This is a genomic window from Chitinophaga filiformis, assembly GCF_900102545.1.
Lineage (GTDB): Bacteria > Bacteroidota > Bacteroidia > Chitinophagales > Chitinophagaceae > Chitinophaga > Chitinophaga filiformis.
On record NZ_FNBN01000001.1, the window covers coordinates 1176817 to 1200809 of the forward strand.

General features: G+C 45.8%; 23 protein-coding genes. 5 read left to right on the forward strand and 18 right to left on the reverse strand.

Features of this window, described 5'->3' with window-relative positions:
• Positions 1–8: 8 nt before the first annotated feature.
• A complete protein-coding gene (locus BLR32_RS04815; RefSeq protein WP_089829089.1) occupies positions 9–1283 on the reverse strand; it encodes a chloride channel protein in 1275 nt (424 codons plus the stop codon).
• Between the two features lie 314 nt (positions 1284–1597).
• Between BLR32_RS04815 and BLR32_RS04820 the strand changes: the two genes are divergently transcribed.
• On the forward strand, positions 1598–1864 hold the full coding sequence (locus BLR32_RS04820; RefSeq protein WP_089829090.1) for a DUF2024 family protein: 267 nt from the start codon (positions 1598–1600) through the stop codon (positions 1862–1864).
• 92 nt (positions 1865–1956) lie between these two features.
• On the opposite strand, the gene BLR32_RS04825 is transcribed toward BLR32_RS04820, so the two are convergent.
• The 15 genes from BLR32_RS04825 to BLR32_RS04895 all read right to left on the reverse strand — a co-directional run bounded on the left by BLR32_RS04825 (position 1957) and on the right by BLR32_RS04895 (position 18121).
• Positions 1957–2166: a hypothetical protein gene (locus BLR32_RS04825; RefSeq protein ID WP_089829091.1), complete on the reverse strand. Its 210-nt coding sequence runs from the start codon at positions 2164–2166 to the stop codon at positions 1957–1959.
• Between the two features lie 44 nt (positions 2167–2210).
• On the reverse strand, positions 2211–2780 hold the full coding sequence (locus BLR32_RS04830) for a DUF420 domain-containing protein (RefSeq protein ID WP_089829092.1): 570 nt from the start codon (positions 2778–2780) through the stop codon (positions 2211–2213).
• 36 nt (positions 2781–2816) lie between these two features.
• The gene (locus BLR32_RS04835) at positions 2817–3503 is read right to left on the reverse strand and encodes an SCO family protein (protein WP_089829093.1); all 687 of its coding nucleotides are present in this window, start codon (positions 3501–3503) and stop codon (positions 2817–2819) included.
• 122 nt (positions 3504–3625) lie between these two features.
• Positions 3626–4036, reverse strand: coding sequence for a cytochrome C oxidase subunit IV family protein (locus BLR32_RS04840; protein WP_089829094.1), 411 nt, complete (start codon positions 4034–4036; stop codon positions 3626–3628).
• A gap of 50 nt (positions 4037–4086) precedes the next feature.
• Positions 4087–4761 carry a cytochrome c oxidase subunit 3 gene (locus tag BLR32_RS04845; RefSeq protein WP_089829095.1) on the reverse strand — a complete coding sequence of 225 codons (675 nt, stop codon included), beginning with the start codon at positions 4759–4761 and terminating at the stop codon, positions 4087–4089.
• A gap of 30 nt (positions 4762–4791) precedes the next feature.
• On the reverse strand, positions 4792–5355 hold the full coding sequence (locus tag BLR32_RS04850) for a cytochrome c oxidase subunit 3 (RefSeq protein WP_089829096.1): 564 nt from the start codon (positions 5353–5355) through the stop codon (positions 4792–4794).
• A gap of 23 nt (positions 5356–5378) precedes the next feature.
• Entirely contained in the window at positions 5379–6257 is an 879-nt protein-coding gene (gene cyoE, locus BLR32_RS04855; protein WP_245705354.1) for a heme o synthase, read from the reverse strand.
• Positions 6258–6337: 80 nt separating this feature from the next.
• Complete coding sequence (locus BLR32_RS04860) at positions 6338–8164, reverse strand: cytochrome c oxidase subunit I (RefSeq protein WP_089829098.1); 1827 nt, start codon at positions 8162–8164, stop codon at positions 6338–6340.
• 110 nt (positions 8165–8274) lie between these two features.
• The gene (locus BLR32_RS04865) at positions 8275–9342 is read right to left on the reverse strand and encodes a cytochrome c oxidase subunit II (protein ID WP_089829099.1); all 1068 of its coding nucleotides are present in this window, start codon (positions 9340–9342) and stop codon (positions 8275–8277) included.
• A gap of 93 nt (positions 9343–9435) precedes the next feature.
• Positions 9436–10644 carry a quinol:cytochrome C oxidoreductase gene (locus BLR32_RS04870; RefSeq protein WP_089829100.1) on the reverse strand — a complete coding sequence of 403 codons (1209 nt, stop codon included), beginning with the start codon at positions 10642–10644 and terminating at the stop codon, positions 9436–9438.
• 39 nt (positions 10645–10683) lie between these two features.
• Positions 10684–11328 carry a c-type cytochrome gene (locus BLR32_RS04875; RefSeq protein WP_089829101.1) on the reverse strand — a complete coding sequence of 215 codons (645 nt, stop codon included), beginning with the start codon at positions 11326–11328 and terminating at the stop codon, positions 10684–10686.
• Between the two features lie 78 nt (positions 11329–11406).
• Complete coding sequence (locus BLR32_RS04880) at positions 11407–12003, reverse strand: DUF3341 domain-containing protein (protein WP_089829102.1); 597 nt, start codon at positions 12001–12003, stop codon at positions 11407–11409.
• Between the two features lie 75 nt (positions 12004–12078).
• A complete protein-coding gene (gene nrfD, locus BLR32_RS04885; RefSeq protein WP_089829103.1) occupies positions 12079–13560 on the reverse strand; it encodes an NrfD/PsrC family molybdoenzyme membrane anchor subunit in 1482 nt (493 codons plus the stop codon).
• Between the two features lie 115 nt (positions 13561–13675).
• Positions 13676–16759, reverse strand: coding sequence for a TAT-variant-translocated molybdopterin oxidoreductase (locus tag BLR32_RS04890; protein ID WP_089829104.1), 3084 nt, complete (start codon positions 16757–16759; stop codon positions 13676–13678).
• A gap of 141 nt (positions 16760–16900) precedes the next feature.
• Positions 16901–18121, reverse strand: coding sequence for a c-type cytochrome (locus BLR32_RS04895; protein ID WP_089829105.1), 1221 nt, complete (start codon positions 18119–18121; stop codon positions 16901–16903).
• Between the two features lie 473 nt (positions 18122–18594).
• Between BLR32_RS04895 and purN the strand changes: the two genes are divergently transcribed.
• The 4 genes from purN to BLR32_RS04915 all read left to right on the forward strand — a co-directional run bounded on the left by purN (position 18595) and on the right by BLR32_RS04915 (position 21066).
• Complete coding sequence (gene purN, locus BLR32_RS04900; protein ID WP_089829106.1) at positions 18595–19161, forward strand: phosphoribosylglycinamide formyltransferase; 567 nt, start codon at positions 18595–18597, stop codon at positions 19159–19161.
• Between the two features lie 85 nt (positions 19162–19246).
• Positions 19247–19909, forward strand: coding sequence for a hypothetical protein (locus BLR32_RS04905; RefSeq protein WP_089829107.1), 663 nt, complete (start codon positions 19247–19249; stop codon positions 19907–19909).
• Between the two features lie 78 nt (positions 19910–19987).
• Positions 19988–20620 carry an SCO family protein gene (locus BLR32_RS04910; protein WP_089829108.1) on the forward strand — a complete coding sequence of 211 codons (633 nt, stop codon included), beginning with the start codon at positions 19988–19990 and terminating at the stop codon, positions 20618–20620.
• A gap of 17 nt (positions 20621–20637) precedes the next feature.
• Positions 20638–21066 (forward strand): Fur family transcriptional regulator, encoded by a 429-nt coding sequence (locus tag BLR32_RS04915; RefSeq protein WP_089829109.1) that lies wholly within the window; start codon positions 20638–20640, stop codon positions 21064–21066.
• A gap of 67 nt (positions 21067–21133) precedes the next feature.
• On the opposite strand, the gene BLR32_RS04920 is transcribed toward BLR32_RS04915, so the two are convergent.
• Positions 21134–22858: a M3 family oligoendopeptidase gene (locus BLR32_RS04920; RefSeq protein ID WP_089829110.1), complete on the reverse strand. Its 1725-nt coding sequence runs from the start codon at positions 22856–22858 to the stop codon at positions 21134–21136.
• Between the two features lie 454 nt (positions 22859–23312).
• Positions 23313–23972 carry a DUF5606 family protein gene (locus tag BLR32_RS04925; RefSeq protein ID WP_089829111.1) on the reverse strand — a complete coding sequence of 220 codons (660 nt, stop codon included), beginning with the start codon at positions 23970–23972 and terminating at the stop codon, positions 23313–23315.
• Positions 23973–23993 lie beyond the last annotated feature (21 nt).

A 23993-nucleotide genomic window follows, 5' to 3' on the forward strand; every position in this document is an offset into this window, starting at 1 on the left:
TGCCAGGGTCAGGAAATATTTTCAGGTAGCACAGCCGGCTGTGCTACCTTCTTTTTTGCCAGCAGGAATACCACCAGGTAAGCAGCGGTACATCCACAGATAACCGGCAACAGTGCATTCGTGACATGGGTGGTTTCTATGGCGAAAAAGATAGCAGCAGGTAGTACCCTGTTCCCCCCGGCAAACATAGCCGTCATTCCTACCAATGCTGCCAGCGCAAAATTCAACTGTACTGCCGGGAATATAAATTGCAGCAGGAAGGTCACAAACAGTCCCAGTGCTCCCCCGGAGACCAACAAAGGTGCAATAGTCCCTCCGGGGATACCACTACCTACAGTAATGCTCATCAGTAACAATTTCCCAATGGCCATTACTACCAGGAATTGCAGGGTCACCTGACCGAGCAAGAGGCTATCTATATGTTCATAACCTGCTCCCAGGATCTCAGGTGAAAAGTATCCAAATACACCGGTGAGAATAGCTCCTGCCACAGGCCACCACAATTTGTCAACCGGCAGCTTCTGGAAAAGGTTACCCATTCCATTGATCATCTTCTTCGCCAGGATGGCTACCAACCCAACCAGTAGTCCGGTAATGGTGTATCCCAGTAATGCGGGCACGCCTGCCATTGTTAGCTGCGGCATCATAAATACAGGCTCACTGCCCCTCAGCCAGTAATGCAACAGCATTCCGGTACCACCGCCCAGTATTATGGCAGTAATGCCCATCCAGGTAAGTTCTACCATCAGTAACTCTATAATGAGGGCGATTGCCGCCAGCGGGCTTCCAAAAAGAAATGCAATACCTCCAGCCATAGCTGCCGCAGCCAGGATCTGTTTCTCCCGGACGTCGCCTCTTTTTACCTGGCCGGCTACAGTCTGGGGCAGATCAACTAAAGCACCTTCCAGGCCCAAAGGAATACCGGCATTAATTGAAAGGATACTTTGTACAGGTCTTAGCAATTGCCTGACCTTTTCACCCGCATAACGGAGCGCAAGGGCTATTATCAACGTAACGATGACCGGCACCAGCAGCACCAACAGATCGTGTTCATCCAGATCCCTGGACATACCCGGCAGTCCGCTGTAAGTACTCAGGGTCTGCATAGCCATGATCAGTCCTTCCGTAATCATAGCGGCCGCAGCGGCTACTACAACCGACATACAAAGCAATACTGGTACCTTCTTTCCGGGGATGGTATTCACAGGAACGGATGTTTCCATATTTACAGGGACCGAGACCGGAATGCCTCCTCTGATAAATAATTGGAAAATGCTTTTCATAGCTGGTCGGTTTAAACGCTCAATTTACATATTCCTGCATGAGGAATCACTGCCTTGTAATTATCGTACACGGATGTTAACTGGAAGTTAATGTATATAAAGTGAGCATCAATATTTTAGTTAAAAGCTTAATTTATTAATAAGTGGTATAAAAAAGATTAGCTATTATTCTCATGGTTTTCGCTTATCCGTTTTAGCACTGGTAAATAAGATGTTAAATATTTTACCAGTTTTCTACCATTCCTACTTTTGTATCCTACCTGATCCGTTACATGATTCACTATATTCTATGACCTTAAACCGAATACACTAATATGGAGGTTGCTATCTTTGACACCTACGTGAAGCGTCGTGAGGGCGGCTATATGCACTTCGACATCATCGTGTCCGCCGATACCAATTATGAGAATGTGCTCACCTTTGGCAATGCATATCTCAAGTCGAAATCTATTGAAAAACAATCTGTTTCTTCCAGAGATTGTAGGTTCTGTCATGTGCAGGAAATGATCCCCATGTGGGAACAAAACATTCTGCAACAGGGCTACCACATCTATGAAATGGAAGGCTGCAGTATCAAATAAGTCGTCGCGAACTATATCCTAATAAGAACATCAAAGGAGGTCTGGTAAAACCGGACCTCCTTCTTTCTTTAATATATTAACGCGATTATTCTTTACGCTTCACGGTTGCTCTTCCACTGTCTGAACACCATAATACCGATGATCACCAGCGGTGTGGCTGCCAGCATCAGGATGCCATTATTCAGGCCCTTTGCAGGACCTTCACCCAGCTGCTGAGCTGTTTTAGTACAAAGCGAGCATTGTGCCATTGCCTGTACACCAGCGCATAATATAATCACTAATAGCCAAACGATCTTTTTCATACAGTAAATTTAAGCATTCCTGTCATTCCCTCCGTTACTATCAATCAATAGTAGGGAGATATCATCACATACACGATCACACCGGTTACCGCTACATAGAACCAGATCGGCCAGGTGAAACGCGCTATCTTCTTATGTTTCTCAAAATCTGACTGGAACCCACGCAGCAGTGTAAACAACACCAGCGGCACGATAATAATTGCCAGCAGAATATGCGTCAGCAGAATGAAATAATAAACGTAGGCACTTCCGCCCACCAGCGCCTTTTCAGCAGCATCTACCACATGATCATGGTTGTTATCGCCATACTTCGTACTCTCTGTAAAGAAGTGGTATGTAACATAAGAAACCAGGAACAGTGCTGACAGCGCTACGGCTATCAGGTTGGTTGTTTTATGCGCTTTGACATATCCCTTACGGATAAAATACAAGCTAGCCAGCAGCAATACCGCCGTAGTTGAATTTAATACCGCATGAAACAGGGGAAGTATCTGTACATTGAAGCCCACCTCAATGTTGGGCCGTGGCAGGTAGAATAGGAATGCTACCAGCACGGGTATTACTATTGAAACAATAGCAATCGGCAGGTTAAGATTTTTACTCTTGATATCCATAGCTGTGATTGGGGGCGTTGTGGTACCCCGCTTAAACTATTCTGTTGTTGAAAAAAGCCGTTTCAGTAAGCCTGGTCTGTGCTTGTCTTTCTCCAGGTGCAGTACCGCAATGTCATTCGCACACCTGCGTACGGCATTAGAATCCAATCCATCGTAATACCCACGGATGTGGTGATCCTTGTCAAGTAGTACCAGCTTCTCGGTATGAATGAAATCATCCGGACCGCCGTCTCCCTGGGTCACACTCACAAAGACCTCGTTCCTCGCCCAGTCATAAATATCTTTCTTTGAACCGGTTCCCAGCCACCAGTTGTCAGGATTAATGCCACGTTTTACACCATACATACGCAACTGGTCAGAAGAATCCCTTTCAGGATCTACAGTCAGTGATATCATCTGTAATAAAGTGTCGTTTTTAACATAAGCCTGCTGTACCTTTTCCAGGTTTGCCATCATCTTCGGGCAGATGCTGGGGCAGGAAGTGAAGAAGAAGTTGACCAGTATCACCTTGCCGTGTAAGTCTTTCAGGCTTACTTTCTGGCCCATCTGGTTAATGAAACTGAAGTCTTTTACCACATGGAAAGTGGTATCATATGTGGCAGTACCATTTTTTACTATTGTGTCTACCTTTTCAGGTATGTAGTAACGGGGGATAGGTACAACATCCTTACTGTAATGGTCTACTATCAGGTATCCCGCCAATGGCACCAATACTGCCAGCATCAATCCTATAAGTCCTCTCTTGGTAATGGCCTGAAGTTTTAATGGTCTGATAAAATTTACGCTTTACAAATACTGCCATACGAATAGAGCAGCACCTGTAAAGCGTAATGTATAAAGTTGAATTAGTGATGTGCAGGCGCGTGCTCGTTGGTGATATGCTTAGCCGGAGCTGCAGGAGTACCTGGAGACAGGTCCTTACGCATATTCTTCCAGGAATCACCATCTGCCAGGAAGGCGATGATGAACCATACGAACAATAACAAAGGCATCAGAATAGTCATTATCAGGTTCCTGATCTCATGACGTAAGTGCATGAACTCAGCAACGATAAAGAATGCCTTTACAAGTGTCAGCGTTACGAAGATACCGTTCAGCGCCCATCTTGCCATGAAGTCGTATTCCAGGTAAAGGAATGCCAGACCTACTTCAAAAATGGTGATCACCAATAATATCCAGAACGTTTTCCAGATCGATTTGGTAGATGAATCATGTCCATGCTCCTCGTGCGCTACGGCTGTATGTGTATGTTCCATTAGTTTTTTCTTTTTAAAATTCCAGATTACAAATACTTACCAGCCTTCGATTAAAGCAGGTAGAAACAGGTGAATACGAATACCCAAACCAGATCTACGAAGTGCCAGTACAAACCAACCTTTTCAACCATTTCATAGTGGCCTCTTTCTTCGTAAGTACCTTTCAGCACGTTAGCCAGGATGATAATGTTCAGCACCACACCGGAAGTTACGTGTAAACCGTGGAAACCTGTGATAGTAAAGAAGAAATTGGTAAAGTTAGTAGAAGCAACAGTTCCGTCAACGTTCAGGAAAGGATTGCGTCCCCACCATGCACCGGCTTCATGAAGGTGCGTCCATTCCCATGCCTGACAGGACAGGAAGGCGATACCACCCAGGATAGTCCATGACATCCATTTCACAACAGCCTTACGATCTCTCATGTGACCAGCATGTACAGCCAATACCATTGTTACAGAACTCATGATCAGGATGAAGGTCATCAAGCTCACAAATACCAGTGGCAGATTCGTGTGTCCCATACCAGGGAATGCGTGGAACACCTCATTTGGATCAGGCCAGGAAGTGCTCATGAAGCGGATCGTACCATATGATATCAGCAATGCTCCAAAAGTAAAGGCATCTGACATCAGGAAGTACCACATCATCAACTTTCCGTAGCTCACATTAAAAGGAGAATGTCCCCCGGACCACCATTTTTTCTTCGCTGTAACTGCTGTATCCATTGTTTGTTTTGTAATTAATTTTTAGAAAGTTTATCTGGCAATACTCAGAAATATCAACAGGTAAATCCATAACCCATCCACAAAATGCCAATATGTGGCTGCTACTTCTATAGGAACCGCACTATAAGTACGAACCCTTGTACGGAAGGCCCTGCCAAACATAATCAGCAGCGCTACAACACCACCCAGCACGTGCAACAGGTGTACACTTACTATTACATAAATGAACGATACGGATGCCGGGCCGCTTAACGGAAGCCCCATATCAGTCATCTGTTTGAAACCAATCCACTGACACACTGCAAAAGCTACTCCCAGTATTGCGGTCAGCGTGATCAGCTGTTTGTACCGCTGCATGTTCCTGTTACGGAACTGTTTTACCGCCATCTGAATGGTTGCACTGCTGGTCAGGATAACCGCAGTAGAGATCCAGAAGATAAACGGTAACTGGAAAGTAAACCAGTTTGCCTGCGCACGCTTTACTACATATGCACTCGTAAACCCGATAAACATCATGGTAATACTACCCATTGCTATCCATAGGGAATATTTATGCGGATGTATTTTATTTCGTTGTAAGCTCATTGCGTCCATCACTCCTTGTTTCAAAAATTGAACTATCCGATCTTATCAAAGAGTAGTGCAAACTCCATGACCATCAGATAAATATAAGAACCAAACATCAGCTTTCTGGCGGCAGGCACATCACATTTCCTGTACAGGTTGAATGCGCGGTACAGGAAAAACAACGTTACCAGCAATACCACGATCGCAGAAATCGAACCACTGATATGCAGGTAATAAGGTAATAAACCTGCTGGTATCAGCAACAGTGTGTAAAGCACTGCCTGTAATGCGATCAGCTTGTTAGGTTCTCCGCCGGCGGGTAACAGTTTGAAACCAGCCCTGGTGTAGTCCTTATAACCGATCCAGGCGATTGCCCAAAAGTGCGGGAACTGCCAAAGGAACTGGATAGCAAACAGTGCCCATCCGCCTTCACCTATTGCATTTGCACCACCAGCCCATCCAATGAGCAGTGGTAATGCTCCCGGCACAGCACCCACCAGCACTGCCAGTGAGTTCCATTTTTTCCAGGGTGTATATACAAAACCGTACAACACCAGGGATAAGAGGCTCAGTCCTGCACACAGCAGGTTGAAGCCCAGCGCCAGGATCACCAGACCGGATACGCCCGTTACAATAGCTAATATGATAGCCTCTGTATCAGACATCCGGCCGGCAGGTAAAGGGCGTACAGCTGTACGCGCCATTAGCTTATCCGTTTCTTTTTCCAGTAACTGGTTAATAGTGTTGGCTGAGCCAGACACCAGTAAACCACCGGCAAATAAAGTAAGAACTTTTATCAGATTGAACCCGACTCCCGGCACCAGCAGATATCCTACCACACTTGAAAACACAACCATAATGGTGAGGTTAAACTTCATCAACTGAGAATAATCCTTCACCTTACTGGCTACTGCATACGATGTCGACAATTTTATCGAGTTTTCTCTTATCATTTTCTTCAGCCCATTCCTACAGGTCTTACCTGTAGATTGCTCAAAAAATCAACTTATTAATGACCTTCTTTCTCTTCGTCTGGTGACAATGGTACAGTTTGCGGTACGAAATCCTTACCGTTTTTGCTGTAGTCATATGGCCAACGATATACTTCAGGAATTTCACCGATCCAGTTACCGTGACCTGGATTGATTGGTGTAGTCCATTCCAGTGTAGTTGCGCCCCATGGGTTAGTAGTAGTTACTTTTCTACCCTTGAAGATGCTATAGAAGAAGTTCAGCACGAACAACAGCTGTGCAGCGAACACTACGATCACTACAATACTGATGAAGTGGTTCAGGTCTGTAAACTGCTTGAATGATTCCCAGCTGGAGTAATCATAGTACCTTCTTGGCATACCCGCCATACCTTCATAGTGCATTGGCCAGAAGATCAGGTAAGCGCCGATCAGGGTGATCCAGAAGTGAATGTAAGCCAGTGTACTGTTCAGGTAACGGCCAAACATTTTAGGGAACCAGTGGTATACACCGGCGAACGTACCGAAGAATGCAGACACACCCATTACAATGTGGAAGTGCGCAATTACGAAGTATGTATCGTGCAGGTGAATATCGATAGAAGAGTTACCTAACCAGATACCTGTCAGACCACCGGAGATGAATGTGCTCACAAAACCGATAGCGAACAGCATACCAGGTGTAAAGCGCAGGTTACCTTTCCAGATGGTGGTTAACCAGTTGAACACCTTAATGGCTGACGGTACCGCGATCAGCAATGTTAACAGTACGAAGAATGCACCCAGGAATGGATTCAGACCCGTAACGAACATGTGGTGCGCCCATACCAGGAACGCCAGGATAACGATCGCGAACATAGAACCCACCATCGCGAGGTAACCGAAGATCGGTTTGCGGGAGTTAACCGCCAGGATCTCAGATACCATACCCATCGCAGGCAGGATAATGATATATACCTCAGGGTGACCGAGGAACCAGAACAAGTGCTGATAGAGGATAGCGCTACCACCTTCGTTAGGCAGTGCTTTACCGGCTACGAACAGATCGCTCAGGTAGAAGCTGGTACCTGCGTGACGATCAAACAGCAGCAGGATGAAACCAGATAATAATACAGGGAAGGAAAGTACACCCAGTACGGCAGTGAAGAAGAAGCTCCAGATAGTCAGCGGCATCTTCGTCATGGTCATACCTTTAGTACGCATATTCAGAACGGTAGAGATGTAGTTCAGACCACCCAGCAGCTGTGAAACAACGAACAGCGCCATACTGATCAACCACAGGTCCATACCTATTTTAGAACCGATTGAAGCGTCTCCCAGTGCACTCAGTGGAGGATAAGCCGTCCAACCACCGGAAGCAGGACCTGTCTGTACGAACAGGGAAGTCATCATCACCACGCTGGCGAGGAAGAAAGCCCAGTAACTCATACAGTTCATCAGGGGAGAAGCCATATCGCGGGCACCTACCTGCAATGGAATCAGCAGGTTGGAGAAAGTACCGCTCAAACCGGCTGTTAATACAAAGAATACCAATATGGTACCATGCATGGTTACCAATGCATAGTAAGCCTCAGGTGTAATACGTCCACCCTTAGCCCAGTGACCCAGGATGCTTTCCAGCCAGGGGAAAGTAGCATCCGGGAAACCCAGTTGCAAACGGAACAGTACAGAGAAGAAAGCACCTATGATAGCCCAGATGATACCGGTGATCAGAAACTGCTTGGCAATGGTTTTGTGGTCAAGGCTGAAAACATACTTCGAAATGAAGCCGCCCTCATGATGGTGTTCATGATCATCGTGCCCGTGATCGTGCGCATGTGCGCCGTGAATCACCTCCTGACTGTGCAATGTTGCTTCGTTACTCATAATCGGTTCTATTTATATAAAACTGTCATCGGGGAGTACCGCTACCAGTTTATCTTATATTTTTTAAAATACCTGCGTCTATAATTATTAATCTCTTCGGCTAAACAAATTTAGTGTTTAGCATCATTAACCGCCACTACTTTTTCCTGATGTGCAGAATCCGCAGCCGGAGTAGTTGCTGCCGGAGCAGCAGGTGCTGCAGCCGGAGCCGGATGAGCTACGGCATACTGAGCTACCTGTTTTGCAGCCCATGCATCGTACTCAGCCTGTGTTTCTACTACGATATTTGCCTTCATTGAGTAGTGACCGGCGCCACACATCTGATCACAAGAGATCTCATATACGAAATCAGCATTACCTGTCATTTCTCTCATCTGTGCAGTGGTCGTGGTAGGAGTAAACCATAATGTAGTAGGAATACCCGGAACAGCATCCATCTTCAGACGGAAATGAGACAGACCAACATCATGGATCACATCACGGGAGCCAATGATCAGTTTTACAGGCTTGTTAACTACCAGGTGCATTTCTGTAGCCATGTAGTCATCCTTATTCAGCTGATCGTCCCAATCCTGACCTACAGGGTTGTTAGCGTCATTGATATTTTTAAAGTCTTTACGACCCAGCTGGCCATCTTTACCTGGGTAACGGATCAGCCAGTTGAACTGCTTACCAGTGATTTCAACTACCATTGCATCTTTTGGAGCATCGGAAGTGATACGGAACCAGTGCCTTAAACCGAAAGCCACCAGGATAGTGAGCGCAATGGCCGGAATAACCGTCCATATTAACTCCAGTTTATTGTTATGAGGAAAGTAAAACGCCTGACGTCCTTCTTTCTCCTGGTATTTGTAAGCGAACCAGAACAATAAGATCTGGGTGATTACAAATACAATACCTGTAATGATCAGCGTGGTTTTGATCATATCGTCGATGCCCTTACCCTGCTCAGAGGCAGCATGCGTGATAATCTTGGCTTGCAGGGAATCGTGACAGAGATACACACCTATCAGGCCAAGTACCAGGAAGGCAATCAACAGGAAACCATTTACACGGTTAGTTTGCTGACGCGTTTTCTTTTCTCCCTTCAGTATGGACACATACTCGCTGGCCTTCGCAATCTGGAAGATGACTACGAATATGAGCACAACAACAAAGACTGCTAAATATCCTGACATTGCTATTTGAAATAATTAAGTTATCTAATGCTTTTCGTTATTACCTGTCACATCCGGTATTTACTACCGGAATCTCCATTATATGCCCGATGATCAGGTGTGGTGTACAATACTTTCTTTGAGATAAGGATGATTCTTTGGTACCAGTGCTGTTTTTGACAGCTGATTGGATACCAGGAATATGATCAGACCAACGAAACCTACTGCCAGACCTGCTTCGTACCAAGGGAACACCAGGTGTCCGTAAGTACCAGGACCTACCATCTGCCAGAAGTCCATCCAGTGACCAGCGAGGATCACGATAGAAATGAACACCATAGAAGAATAGTTACGTTTAGTATCGCGTTTCATCAGGTACAATAAAGGCACGATGAAGTTGATGATCAGGTTCAGGAAGAATATACCTCTCCATTCGCCCCATACACGTGGTTTGAAGTAGATAGTTTCTTCAGGCATATTGGCATACCAGATCAGCATGTACTGGGAGAACCAGAGGTATGTCCAGAAAATACTGAAAGCGAAAGCGAATTTACCCAGGTCATGCAGGTGCTCTTCATTCACCATTGGCAGGTAACCATTACGTTTCAGGTAAGCTACGAATAAGATGATCAGCGCAATACCGGATACCCAGGTGCTTGCGAAAGTGTACCAGCTATACATAGTAGAATACCAGTGTGCATCGATACTCATCAACAGGAGCCATGGAGTGGTAGATCCAACGCTCAAGGTATAGATCACGATAAATGCACCGCACCATACTGTATTTCTCCAGAGGATACGACGGCCTGATGCTGCTGTAAGATCCCATCCATCTTCTTCGATGGACATGTTACGCAGCTTTATGGTAAAGAATATCCAGAGACCGATTGTTACGGCCATGAAACCTGTGTATGTTCCTTTATTCAGGAAAGCCTGTTTCCAGGTCAATACTGCATCATGTTTAACATGCTCCACATTTACCCAGTGGTAGATATGTTCCTTTCCACCAAACACGATCAACATCACTACAAGGAACAGGATACCACCCAGTACAGGCAGCGCCATTGAAATAGCTTCCGGTACGCGACGGAAACCGATCTGCCAACCGCCATGTGCAAGTGTAGTAGCTCCGATAAAGAAGGTACTTGCCAGGACTATCAGCGTAAAGAATGAACTGTTCTGGAGGATGCCAGCCCAGAAACGTGTAGAGCCATGCTCGCCATGAAATGCAAAAATTCCGATCAACAAAGTCAGCAAGCCAATACCCATTAACACGAAGCTGGTCGTTTTTAATCTTGCCGGTACTACAAATTGGTCCTTCATTACTGTATATTAAAATACTTGATTGAATGCTAGTTTATCTTATTTAGTCGCTGATGAATCCTGAGCCGCTGGTGCTGCTACTGCCGGTGCAGCAGGAGCTACCTTGGCTGAATCAGCCAGAACTGCTGAAGCTTCTGCTCCGTTGTTCCTGAAACTACGGATATACGCAGCTATTTTCCAGCGCTGTTCTCTGTCCAGCTGACTGGCGTAGCTACCCATAGCATTGTAACCATAGGTCATTACGTGGAACAGACGTCCCTCTGTGTAGCTAGCCTTAGGACCGCTACCCAGGTTAGCCGGAGCAGCGATGTAAGGACCATTACCACCGTTGTACAGCGGACCGTTACCGTCCAGCTTTGAACCGTGGCAGATAGCACAGTAGATATTAAATAAACGTTTTCCTTCCTCCAGATCCGCTTTGGTGAGAATCAGTGGATTTTTTACTGCATTAGCCAGTGCGGTATCTGCCGCTTTCAGATGGTAAGGCAGCAGCTCTCCTCTTTTTACTGTTCCTTCTACTGGTTTCATTGTAGAAAGACGCTCATTATAGAACTCGTAAGCACGGGATTCGAACATGTCTGGCATGTAATGTTTGCCAGGCTTTCTGTTGTCCTTTCCGCATGCCGATAACAAAGCTCCACTTACCAAAGCAGCCGCGATCAATATGTTGGAAGTCCTTTTCATCTGTATATTATAATTCAAGCTTGTGTTCTGTGTGCTCCTGCCGGGAAATCTTTCACCGGAAGGTTTTAATTTCTGAGTTTATGCATTTACAGCTTCTACGCGTTTGGTTTCAAACAGGCGGTCATCTTTGTCGAAACGACCATACCACCAGCCTGCTTCCGCACGTTGCTCGTTGATCTGCTGTCCGCCAATACTTGCGAGGAAGCTTTTCAGCTCTTCTGTATTGGTCTTTGCAGTTACTTCAATCGCCATTACAAACAGATCGTCTGTCTGACGGGGATGGAAGATATGTTTCTTTACAAAAGGAGCCAGCTGACACAGGTAGCAGAATGTGAGCACCATACCTACTGCAGAAAACAATACTGTCAACTCGAAAGTGATAGGAATGAATGCCGGCAGCGGGAAGTGTGGTTTACCACCTATGTTCAAAGGCCAGTCAGAGTTAAATACCCAGCTCATGCAGGATAATGCCGTAGTAGTACCGGTGATACCGTATATGAAACCGGCAGTGTGCAGACTGGTTTCCCGCAGACCCAATGCGTGATCGAGACCATGTATCGGGAATGGTGTGTACACATCGTGAATCTTGTAACCTGCAGTTCTTACTTTTTTCACTGCCGGAAACAGAACCGCCTCATCACTGAAACTTGCTACAACAAAATTTTTAACCGCCATATGTTTAAAAAATTCTTAGTCTAATAATCGAAATCCAGATCTCTTTACTTCGCCGGGCATTGCCCGATGATAAGATTAGTTGTGTGCATGAGCTACAGCACCGTGTGTATCATGATGATGATCATCGTGGTGGTGTAAACCTGCTTCAAATTCTTCAGCAGGCTGCTCTTCATATTTCTGCATGCCGTTCTTGAAGCTTTCGCCGGATGTCTTCAGAATGCTCTTGATCTCAGCTACCGCAATTACCGGGAAGTATTTAGCAAACAGGAAGAAGCAGGTGAAGAACAATCCGAAAGTACCCATGTAGAAACCAACTTCTGGCCAGGATGGACGATAGTAGCTCCAGCTGGATGGCAGGTAGTCACGGTACAGTGAAGTACAGATGATCACGAAACGCTCGAACCACATACCAATGTTCACAATGATGGACATTACGAATGTTACCGCTACGTTCCTTCTCATTTTTCTGAACCAGAACACCTGCGGAGTAATTACGTTACAGGTCATCATGATCCAGTAAGACCAGCCCAGCGGACCAGCTGCACGATATTTATAGAATGTAGCGAATTCGTAAGGAACACCTGCATACCATGCCATGAATAACTCAGTCAGATATGCACAACCTACAACGGAACCTGTCAGTACGATCACTTTGTTCATGGCTTCCATGTGACCAATAGTGATGTACTCTTCGAGTTTTAATACTTTACGTACGATGATCAGCAGGGTCTGTACCATTGCGAATCCGGAGAAGATCGCACCCGCCACGAAGTAAGGAGGGAAGATGGTAGTATGCCAACCAGGAATTACAGAGGTAGCGAAGTCGAAAGATACGATGGTGTGTACGGAGAGTACCAGCGGAGTAGATAAACCTGCCAATACCAGTGACAGTGCTTCATGACGTTGCCAGTGTTTGGTAGAACCAGTCCAGCCGAAAGAAGCGATACCATATAATAACTTACGCAGTTTGGTTTTAGCCCTGTCACGCACTGTAGCGAAGTCAGGGATCAGACCGGAATACCAGAACAGGAGAGATACTGTGAAGTAAGTAGAGATCGCAAACACGTCCCACAACAGCGGGGAGTTGAAGTTCACCCACAGAGGTCCACGGGTGTTAGGATAAGGCAATACGAAGAAGGCCATCCATACACGACCCATGTGGAAGATCGGGAACTGACCGGCGCACATTACCGCGAAGATGGTCATCGCTTCTGCCGCACGGTTCACCCCTGTACGCCATCCCTGACGGAACAGCAGGAGGATCGCAGAGATCAGTGTACCGGCGTGACCGATACCCACCCACCATACGAAGTTGGTGATATCCCATCCCCAACCAACGGTCTTATTCAGGTTCCACACACCTGTACCGTAATAAACTTCCCAGGTCACGGAGAAGATACCGAATCCCAGTAGCATCAGGGAAATGACAAAGCCCACGTACCACAATTTACCAGGCTTGGCTTCAATCGGGCTGATGATATCTTCTGTTACCTGGTGGTAATCTTTCACCCCATCAACTAATGGTTCTCTTAGTGTGGATTCGTACTTTAAATGCATAATTCTTTAAGCTTTTCCCCCTAGCCTGCACCTGGATGCAGAATAAGGAGCTTTAATTGTTCTAAACTTAAATTATCTCTCTGTTAATCTTTCTTTCTAATCAGCTCAACCTTGCTTACGCTTCGTGTTTTGCTGCTTCTTCATGATGAGCTTCTTCTCCGTGTGCTTTTGCCTTTGGCTCAGCGGCTTTATTTCTGATCTTAGCCAGGTAGTTCACGGAAGGCAGTGTGTGGGTTTCTTCCAGCACATAGTACAGCCTGTCTGTCTGCTCTTCATTACGCAGTTTCGCAATGCGGCTTTCTTTATCGTTGATGTTACCGAATACGATAGCATCAGCAGCACATGCTACCTGACAAGCAGTTTTCGCTTCACCATCTTTCATCGGACGGCCTGCTTTCTTAGCAGTCAGTTTAGCATCCTGTAAACGCTGTACGCAGAAAGAACATTTTTCCATTACACCACGGCTACGAACCACTACATCAGGGTTCAGCACCATACGTGTCAGGCTGTCGTTCATACCTGCTACATCATACAGGTTATTTTCGAAACTGTCCGCACCGTTCCAGTCTCTCCAGTTGAAGCGACGAACTTTATATGGACAGTTGTTTGCACAATAACGGGTACCGATACAACGGTTGTAAGCCATCTGGTTGATACCTTCAGAGCTGTGGTTGGTTGCTGCTACCGGACAAACGTTCTCACATGGAGCGTTATCACAGTGCTGACACAGCATCGGCTGGAACACTACTTCAGGATTGTTTTCATCACCGCTGAAGTAACGGTCAATACGCAGCCAGTGCATTTCGTGCGCCTTGATCACCTGCTCTTTACCTACTACTGATACGTTGTTTTCAGCCTGACAAGCGATAGTACATGCACCGCAACCGAAACAGGTGTTCAGGTCGATAGACATACCCCACTTGATACCCTGGTAGTGGTGGATATCCGGATACAGCGTACCGTCTGTACGGAAGTCCTTACCATATTTTTCCAGTTCCTTACGGTCTTCGTTCACCTCTTTAGGGTTCTTGAGGAACTCTTCCAGGGTGGTTTCCTTAACGATAGGACGACCTTCGTAACTGTTGTGTGTTTGAGTAACACCTATCTGAGCTACTTCTGAAGTTTTCTCTACAGTTGCTTCAGGAGCGAAATAATCAAAAGTCTGACCGTTGTAGCTTACAAAAGGATAAGCATTTTTACCTACACCTGCTGCAGCTTTACCGGCGTTGTTGTTACGTCCGTAACCTACTGCGATCGCTACTACTTCAGGATGAATACCAGGGAGGATCAGCAGTGGCAGAGAAAGTTCTTTACCATTTGCTTTGATCTTCAGTACAGTCCTGTCATTATTGATTTCGTAGTCATCGCCCAGCTCTGTGTGGAACGTTTTAGCGAGGGTGTTGGAAATAACTGCATAGTTATCCCATGTAGCACGGGTGATTGGATCCGGCATTTCCTGCAGCCATGGGTTGTTGGCTTCTTTACCGTTACCGATAGCTACTTTTTCATACAGTACCAGTTCCAGCTTACCGCCTTTCTTAGCACTGTTGATTTTTGCAGCAGCTGCTGCTACATCGCCTGCGAAAGAAGCACCGCCTAAAGCAGGAGCCTGTGCAGGTTCGATGATACCATCCTGCAGAGCTTTGTCCCACGCTTCCTGGCTACCCAGTTTGGTGATCCATTCGTTCTTCAGGAAATCTTCCCAGGAAGTAGCGTTTCCGCTCCATGCCAGCAGGGTAGATTCAAACGCACGTGTTTTGAACAGTGGCGCGATTGTTGGCTGTATGAAACTGAAATATCCGGTACGGCCTTCAACATCTCCCCAGCTTTCCAGGTAGTGATGAGCAGGAGCCGCATATTTGAACAGTTCAGAAGTTTCGTCTTTACGATCGTTGAAAGTAACGGTCAGTTTAGCCTGCTTAACACCGGAGATGAATTTCGCAGCGTCATAATAGTCATAAGCAGGGTTCACACCGTATACGAACAAAGCACCAACGCTGCCTGCATTCAGATCATTTACCAGCTGTGCCATGTCGCTGTCGATACCCTGGCGGTAGCTAACAGTGGAAGCCCAGTCGATAGTATTACCATTTGCACCGATCTGGTTGTTGATGGCATTTACGATAATCTGTACGTTTACATCATTGGAACCGCTTACAACCAGTGCTTTACCCTGGCTGTCTCTCAGCGCTTTCGCTGCTTTTTCGATACCATCTGCCAGACGTTTGTCAGCGATAGCTGGTTTGCTTACAGCACCACCTACAGCGCTCAGCAGGGCCAGTGCTATTGCACCGGTCTCTGATGGTTTGTGTGTATATCTTTCATCAGCATTGGCACCGGTAACGCTCATCATGCTCTCGAAGTGGAAATGTTTGCTCATTTCCGGCTTCTTCGCATCGATCTTACGGTTAGTACCATACTGTTTTGAATATTCTACGGGATTCAGCCATGTACCCAGGAAATCTGCACCAAGACTTACAACAGTCTTTGCGTTTTCGAAGTGGTAAACAGGCAGTGCTCTTTTTCCGTAAGAAGCTTCATTAGCCAGCAGCATACCGGAGTAGGATACTGCATCATATGTTACATGACGGAAGCCAGGATATTTTGCCTGGAAACCGGCAATTACTTTTTTGGTAGAAGGACTTACAATAGTAGAAGTCAGTAACACGATAGGAGCGCTGCCCAGGCCTGCAAGTGCTGCAGCTACCTGTTTGTCCAGCTCAGCCCAGGTTGTTTCTGCACCGTTGATAGTTGGGAAACGCAGGCGTGCTGAATCGTACAGGCTCAGTACAGAACCCTGTACTCTTGCAGTAGATGCGCTGCCGGTTACGGAAGACAGGTCGTTACCATCAACTTTGATAGGACGGCCTTCACGTGTTTTAACTACAACAGGGAGAACCTCTCCGTCTACTGCGTAAGTGGAAGCGTAATAGTTAGGTACGCCGGGAGTAATTTCCTCCGGCTTATTTACGTAAGGTATTGCTTTCTTAACAGGCGTTTCGCAACTGGCTGCAATTGTAGCAGCTGCAGTAGTGAACCCCAGGTATTTCAGGAAGTCCCTGCGGGGGGTAGTAGCATTCAACAGGCTTTCACTCTCCTCAAATGGCAAATCCTCTCTGAATTCGTTATTCACAATCTCCTGATGTTCCTTGGTATTGTGCAACTCCTCCAAGCCTTTCCAATACTTTTTTTGCTCCATGTTATTTATACTAACGAGTTACGGATTATTTTTTAAGACACCTTTGAAGTTCTGACGTTTGAAGTATGGCATTACGGCATAACGATTTGACCTTCGCTAACATTCCCCAGCTTCCTTCACCCGATTTGCTTCATTTAGTTATTAATAGTGACATTTCTGACATTCAGTACCACCTACCATTTCAACTGTTACGCTGTCGATCTTACCTTCTTTCACCTGCTTGTGGAACTCTTCAAAAATGCTGTAGTATTTATTATCTGCGAACTGTACTTTGGTTGTACGGTGACAGTTTACGCACCAACCCATTGACAGTTCTGCGAACTGATGAACCTCGTCCATTTTAGTGATAGCACCGTGACAGGTCTGACATTGCTGTTTACCAGCTACTACGTGTTGAGAGTGGTTAAAGTAAACGTGGTCAGGCAGGTTGTGGATCTTGGTCCACTCGATTGGTTTACCAGGTTTGGTATATTTCTGGGAATTTTTATCCCATCCAACTGCATCGTATAATTTCTGGATCTCTGCAGTACCATTTACTTTCTTACCTTCTGCAGTGAACAGCTCATACTTACCACTATATTCACTAATGGTCTTGTGACAGTTCATACAGATATTTTCAGAAGGGATCATGGCGTGCTTGCTCTTCTCGGCACCAGCGTGGCAATACAGACAGTTGATCTGGTTGATACCGGCGTGTACTTTGTGTGAGTAGAAGATTGGCTGCTCAGGCATGTAGTCTTTCTGACGTCCCAGACCAATTGCACCGTTGATAGTGTAGTAACCACCTACGATGAACAGTAAAAGGATCACCAGGGCGATGTATGCTTTGTTCTTGTAGAATGGAACCGGTTCTGGAGTAGCAACACCATCCTTGTCAGCGGCCAGTTTGTTCAGGCTACTGTTGATCTGCATCAGGATCAGTGCTACAACTGCCAGGATCAGGGTGATGATACCGAACAGCAGGCTGTTGTTACCACCTTCTTCACCAGCACCGGTAGTACCAGCTCCTGTTTGACCACCTGCATCAGTAGTAGTCGTAGCTCCTCCCTTAGTAGCTTCATCAGCGATGTAAGCCAGGATATTATCGATATCCTCATCGGAGAAAGAAGGGAAAGCTGGCATTGCCTGCTTGCTATACTCATTGAAGAGATTAACAGCATAAGGATCACCAGACGCGATCACAGAACCTGAGTTATGAATCCATTGGTGCAATAATTTCTTATCAGACCAACGCTCTTCCACACCCTTCAGTGCGGGACCAGTAACTTTCTTGTGAACATTATGGCAGCTGGCGCAATTCTGCTGAAACAATGCCTTACCCTTGCCTGGATCCGCAGCCTGTACGGACATGGATGCGATCATTGCAACGCATAGGACAAGAACACTCACAAAATGCTTGCGCATAAGAATGGAAACACGACGATACACAGCCTATTTAGTTTAGATTTGACCTTAAGTTTCTTTAAAAGTGCTCACAAAAATAAGACACAATGTTGACAATTTATCAACAATTATAAAAAAATCTTACTTGCATCACTCATTCCTTTTCCCTATATATGACGCGGTAAAGCGGGTAATGGTCAATGCGTTTCGCATGAAAAAAAACATGATAAATGTCATGAATTAAGACACCCCGTCTCCGGTTTCATCGTTTCTCATATATATAATATGGTGTGTCTTTTTGAATGGTATTATTTTTGATTCAGCTGTTGCTTTTTTAACTCTCCAGTCTTCGTAGGTTTCCATAATTAACCCCCTGCCGCCTGGAAAGTTCAAATACGCTCATAAATAAGACCAATTAGTTACTTTTGCGCCGTCCTTAATACACAGATATTTTGAAAAATATAGCCATCTTCGCCTCGGGAGCAGGTAGTAACGCACAAAAAATAATTGATCATTTCCGTCACTCGACCATTGCACGCGTATCTATGATACTTTGCAACAAGCCGGAAGCAGGCGTACTGAAGATAGCCGAAAAAGAAGGCATCCCCTCCATACTGATAGAGAAAGAACTGTTTTTCCGTACAGACCATTATATAAAGGTGTTACAACAGGCAGATACAGACCTGATCGTCCTGGCCGGTTTCCTTTGGAAAGTACCTGCCAACCTGGTACAGGCATTTCCGGACCGTATTATTAATATACATCCTGCCCTGTTACCCAAATATGGCGGCAAAGGTATGTATGGCCAGTTTGTACATGAAGCAGTGATCCTGGCGAAAGAGGCCGAAAGCGGCATTACCATTCACTTCGTTAACGAAAAATATGATGACGGCGCAACCATCCTCCAGGAACGTTGTACCATCACCCCGGAAGATACTCCTGAGACGCTGGCAGCCAAAATTCACCTGCTTGAACACCAGTGGTACCCGGTAATTGTGGAACGATTATTGACCTCTTAATCAAAGGCTTTCAGCTCAGCTGTAGGCTTCCCCTTATGAACCTACAACTCCCAACTGACTGCTGTCGTCAAATGCAGACAACTATATGAAAAAACCACTGCTTGTTATTTGCCTGTTATGCTTTAGTGTCATCACTGTTTCCGCACAGGACAAAAGTCCCTTTCGCCGGTCTACCTATATCAAGGTAAACCCCTCCCGGCTGATCAACGAACTGGAAGTCACCATAGAACAGGAACTCACCGAGAAGATAAGTCTCGAACTGGGAATAAGTGGTATCTATACTGACTATCCTGATTATATCCTGACAAAAAAGATAGATATCGGTCAGAAAAAGCCCAATATCAGTACCGAACAATTTGTAGACGGCAGAGGCCTTGGCTTCAGTGCCAGTTTACGCTGGTACCTCGTATCGAAGCAGGAAGATCTGTTTCGCGCCCAAGGAACCTACTTCCAACCGGTGCTATTATATAAGAAGGTATTCTACCCCAACGACAAGGTGACCATTAATAATGGCACTTACGAGAATACAGGCGATAAAGACGTCTATGCCCTTCAACTTCTCCTGGGCCGGCAGATCAGGAAAGACAGATTTATTATAGATCCTTATGTCGGAGTAGGTGTCCGGATGAAAGTATATGACTATAATAACTTTAATAATGACAACGGAATGGTTGGCACTAACGATGGAAGATTGATCAGTGTGCTCCCCAGCCTGCACCTGGGCGTTAAAATCGGCCTCAGATTATAAAAAACCAATGCCGCCCCCACACGGCACAGCACATTGCCAATTGTGTACTACCTTTGTAGTGTAAAAACGACTGGCATTATGTCTAAAAAGAATGTGTTCTATATTATATTCTTCGTGTTGCTCGCTATCGCCTTTCTTGGTTATTCAGGATATGTGCTAAAAGATGAGAAAGGCAGCTTCTTCGGAGAAGAAAAATTACCCGTATTAGGGACCAATGGTCATATAGTTGGTGGATTCTCATTTACTAACCAGGAAGGGAAGACCATTACCAGCAAAGATGTAGAAGGGAAAATATACGTTGCGGAATACTTTTTCACTACCTGTACCGGCATTTGTCCGAAAATGAATGCCAACATGACAAAAGTATACGCGACTTACAAAGACGAGCCCCGCTTCCGCATATTATCCCACACCGTGGACCCCGAAACAGACAGTGTTCCTGTACTGAAGCAATATGCCGAAGAGCATGGCGCTGATCCTAAAAACTGGTGGTTCCTGACAGGTAGCAAAAAGGAGTTGTATAAATTAGCAAGAGCCGGATATTTGGTGGATGACGGCACCTATACCGGTGATGAAGATTTTGTACATACCCAGTGGTTTGCCCTCGTAGATGGAGAAGGACGTGTAAGAGGACTCTATGAAGGCACAAAGAAACCAGACGTGGACAAACTGATCGGGGACATATCCAGGTTGTTAAAGGAAGAAAAATAAACTTATCTTATTTTATCATGAGCAACAAGAACAAAGCAAGTATCACCGAATTGCTCCGGGCCAGTAAGCTCAGCATAACAGATACCCGTGTGAAGATATTGGAGCTGTTCATGAACACCAACGGTGCACTTGAACATAGCAGCTTCGAGAAACTGGCCGGTCAGAGCTTCGACCGTGTGACAGTTTACCGCACCCTGCAAACATTTCTTGACAAAGGGATCATTCACAGCATCCCTACCACCGATACATCCATCCGCTATGCACTCTGTAAATCAGACTGCTCGGAACATGACCATCACGATCACCACGTTCACTTCAAATGTGAAGAATGCGGTGCCACCACCTGTCTTGAAGATACGGATGTACCAGAGATCAACTTACCGAAAGGCTACGCCATACATAATGTGGATGTAGTTGTAAGCGGGGTGTGTAAACAATGCAGATAATTATTGATCAGGGATAGTAAAAAAAAGCAGCGAGGTCTTCGCTGCTTTTTTTACTATCCCTGATGACTTAACTGATCTTGTCGATCTCTTTCTGAACAAATTCTGCCAGCTCTTTTACATAAGCGGGAGAGAAGTCAAACCTGATACCTGCGGCCTTATACAATTCCGGCAGGGTACGGGTGCTTCCCAGGCTAAGCGCTTTTACATAATTATCCAGCGCCTGCTGCTTGTTCTCTTTATATTGTTTCCACATCGCGATAGCCCCTAACTGAGCAATACCGTATTCTATGTAATAGAAAGGTACTTCAAACAGGTGCAGCTGTCGCTGCCAGCCAATGGCCCTGTATGATTCCCAGCCGCTCCAGTCAACCACACCGGTGGAGAACTCATCCTGGATCCTGTTCCAGTTGGCTGTACGCTCCTCTACAGTATGATTGGGGTTCTCATACACCCAATGCTGGAATTTATCTATTGTAGCGATCCAGGGGAAAATCACGATAGCGCGTTCCAGCTGTTGCAGTTTCGCCCTGCGCAGCTCTTCCTCGTCGCTGAAAAAGATATTCCATGAATCCATTGTGAACAGCTCCATACTCATACTGGCCACTTCCGCTATCTCCATCGGATATTCCTTAAAGGCGCTGAGTGACAGGTCATGGCTCAGGAAGGAGTGTACCGCATGGCCGCCCTCATGCACCATGGTGGTCAGGTCTTTCATCTGGCCGGCTGCATTCATGAAGATGAAAGGCACACCTGTTTCTGCCAGCGGACAGTTATACCCTCCGGGCGCTTTACCTTTACGGCTTTCCAGGTCCAGACGGCCCATTTTCTGCATCACACGCAGGCAATTGCCGAAGAATGGTCCCAGTTCATCAAAGCATTCAATGGCCTTATTTACCAGTTCTTCCCCGGTCTTGAAGGGCTCCAACGGTTTGATACCGGCAGGTTCTGCCTCCGAATCCCACGGTTTCAGCACATCCAGGCCCAGTTTTTTACGTTGTTTTTCCTGCAGACTTTTCACCAGTGGCAGAATATGCTCCCTGATGGCGGCATGGAACTGGAAACAATCTTCTTTTGTATAGTCAAAGCGGCCCAGGTCTTCAAACTTATAATCCCGATAGTTCTCAAAACCGGCATTCTTTGCCACCTGCGCCCTTTTCTGCACCAGTGAAGTATAGAGCTGGTCCAGGGTATCTTTATCTTCCATACGGCGGTTCGCCATCTTAGCAAACACTTCCTCTCTCAGGGCGCGGTCGCTGTTTTCCAGGAAACGGGCTGCCTGTTGCAGGGTGTATTCCTGTCCGTTTACCGTGATAGTCATTTTACCCGCAATAGCGCCGTACTGTTGCGACTGTACGCTCAGTTCTGCCAGTATAGGCACGTTTTCTTCCCGGAACAGTTTTACCTGTTTCCGTACACTGCGGAGGTAAGTAGCATATAAGTCCTGGTCCAGGTCTTTCAGCCATTCGCTGGCCAGTAATTTTTTATTCAGGGCATCAGCATAAGGCTGCAGCTTAGGCTGGATTTCCATGCAGAAATAGGCAAATGCCTCTTCCAGCGATTTATCTGTCGTATCGCAGGTCATGCGTATCTGTCGCCAGCAAGCATCTTCACTGATGACGGCCTCCAGCTCACTGATATCTTTCAGCCATTGTTCCAGGGCTCCCACACTTTCGAGCGGTCGTTGCTGCAGCTCTTCGAAATAAGGCCGCAATGCATCCCACGTCGTTACCGTAAAATTCTCCGGCAATAGCGTACGTGGCTGTTTCTCAATATTTGCGTCTAAAGTCTTCATTCTACTAAAATAAGAAATTATGCGCCAAAGTCATGAGCGCATCGGGCCCCAAAACCATAAAAATGAGCCCTTAATCTACATCCCTAAGAGTTAGAATCCCTTTTGATACCTGTGGGTTGCTTACTGTAATTCATAGATAAACCATCCTCAAGCCATATATAACCCATATATAACCCATATCTTTTTAAATATGGGTTATATATGGGTCATATATGGCTTATATATGGGTTATATATGGGTTATCTCACCGAATGCAGTATGGTAAAGCCCTTACAAGGACTGTTTAAAATACTGTCTATGTAACTATCTAATTATAAATCAAATGTGCATGGAGCTAATACTCAATAACTGAGTTTTAAGTGGGGAGGGAGGGGGTACACAGGCATATCCGCATAAAAAAGACGCTGTATGTTTCACACATACAGCGTCTGATTTTATAAGGTGAGAATATCGACTATTCTTCTGTTTTCTTCTTTTTAGGAGCAGCTTTTTTCTTAGGAGCTTCTTCTCCTTCAGCAGCAGGTGCTTCTTCTTTTTTCGCCTTCCCTTTCTTAGGCGCTTTTTCAGCGGGTGCCTCTTCAGTTGCTACCTCTTCAGCAGCATCTTTAGCGGCCGCTTTTTTGGGTTTAGCAGCTTTCTTGGCTGGTTTATCTTCTACTTCTGCTTCGGGAGCCGGGGATGCATCAGCAGCGAGGGCTGCGCCTTCCTGGCTTTCTTCAGCGGCTTCTTCAAACTTCAGCAGATCATTCTTCTTGAGGATGGCATACCATTTTACCATCTTCTTCATATCGCTGACGTAAACCCTTTCTTCATCGAAAGTAGGGAACACGCTTTTAAAGTAAGACTTGATAGCATTATTGTCAGCTTTGGCATCCACCGGAGCTGTTTTGGATTCCTGGTCCTGCATGGCCTTAAATACTTCGGCCAGGTTCACGTTATCGCCGGTAGTGAAAACCTCAATACTTTCCAGCGGAGTGAAGTTATGGACACGGGAGCTCACAAATTTAGTGCTCTTATCTTCCAGAGATCTTACGATAGCGCCATCCTGTTTGCTGGCAATCAATTGAAACAAACCACCCAAACCGGTTACTGCAACTATTTCTCTATACTGCATGTTCAAATTTTTAAGAAGCGC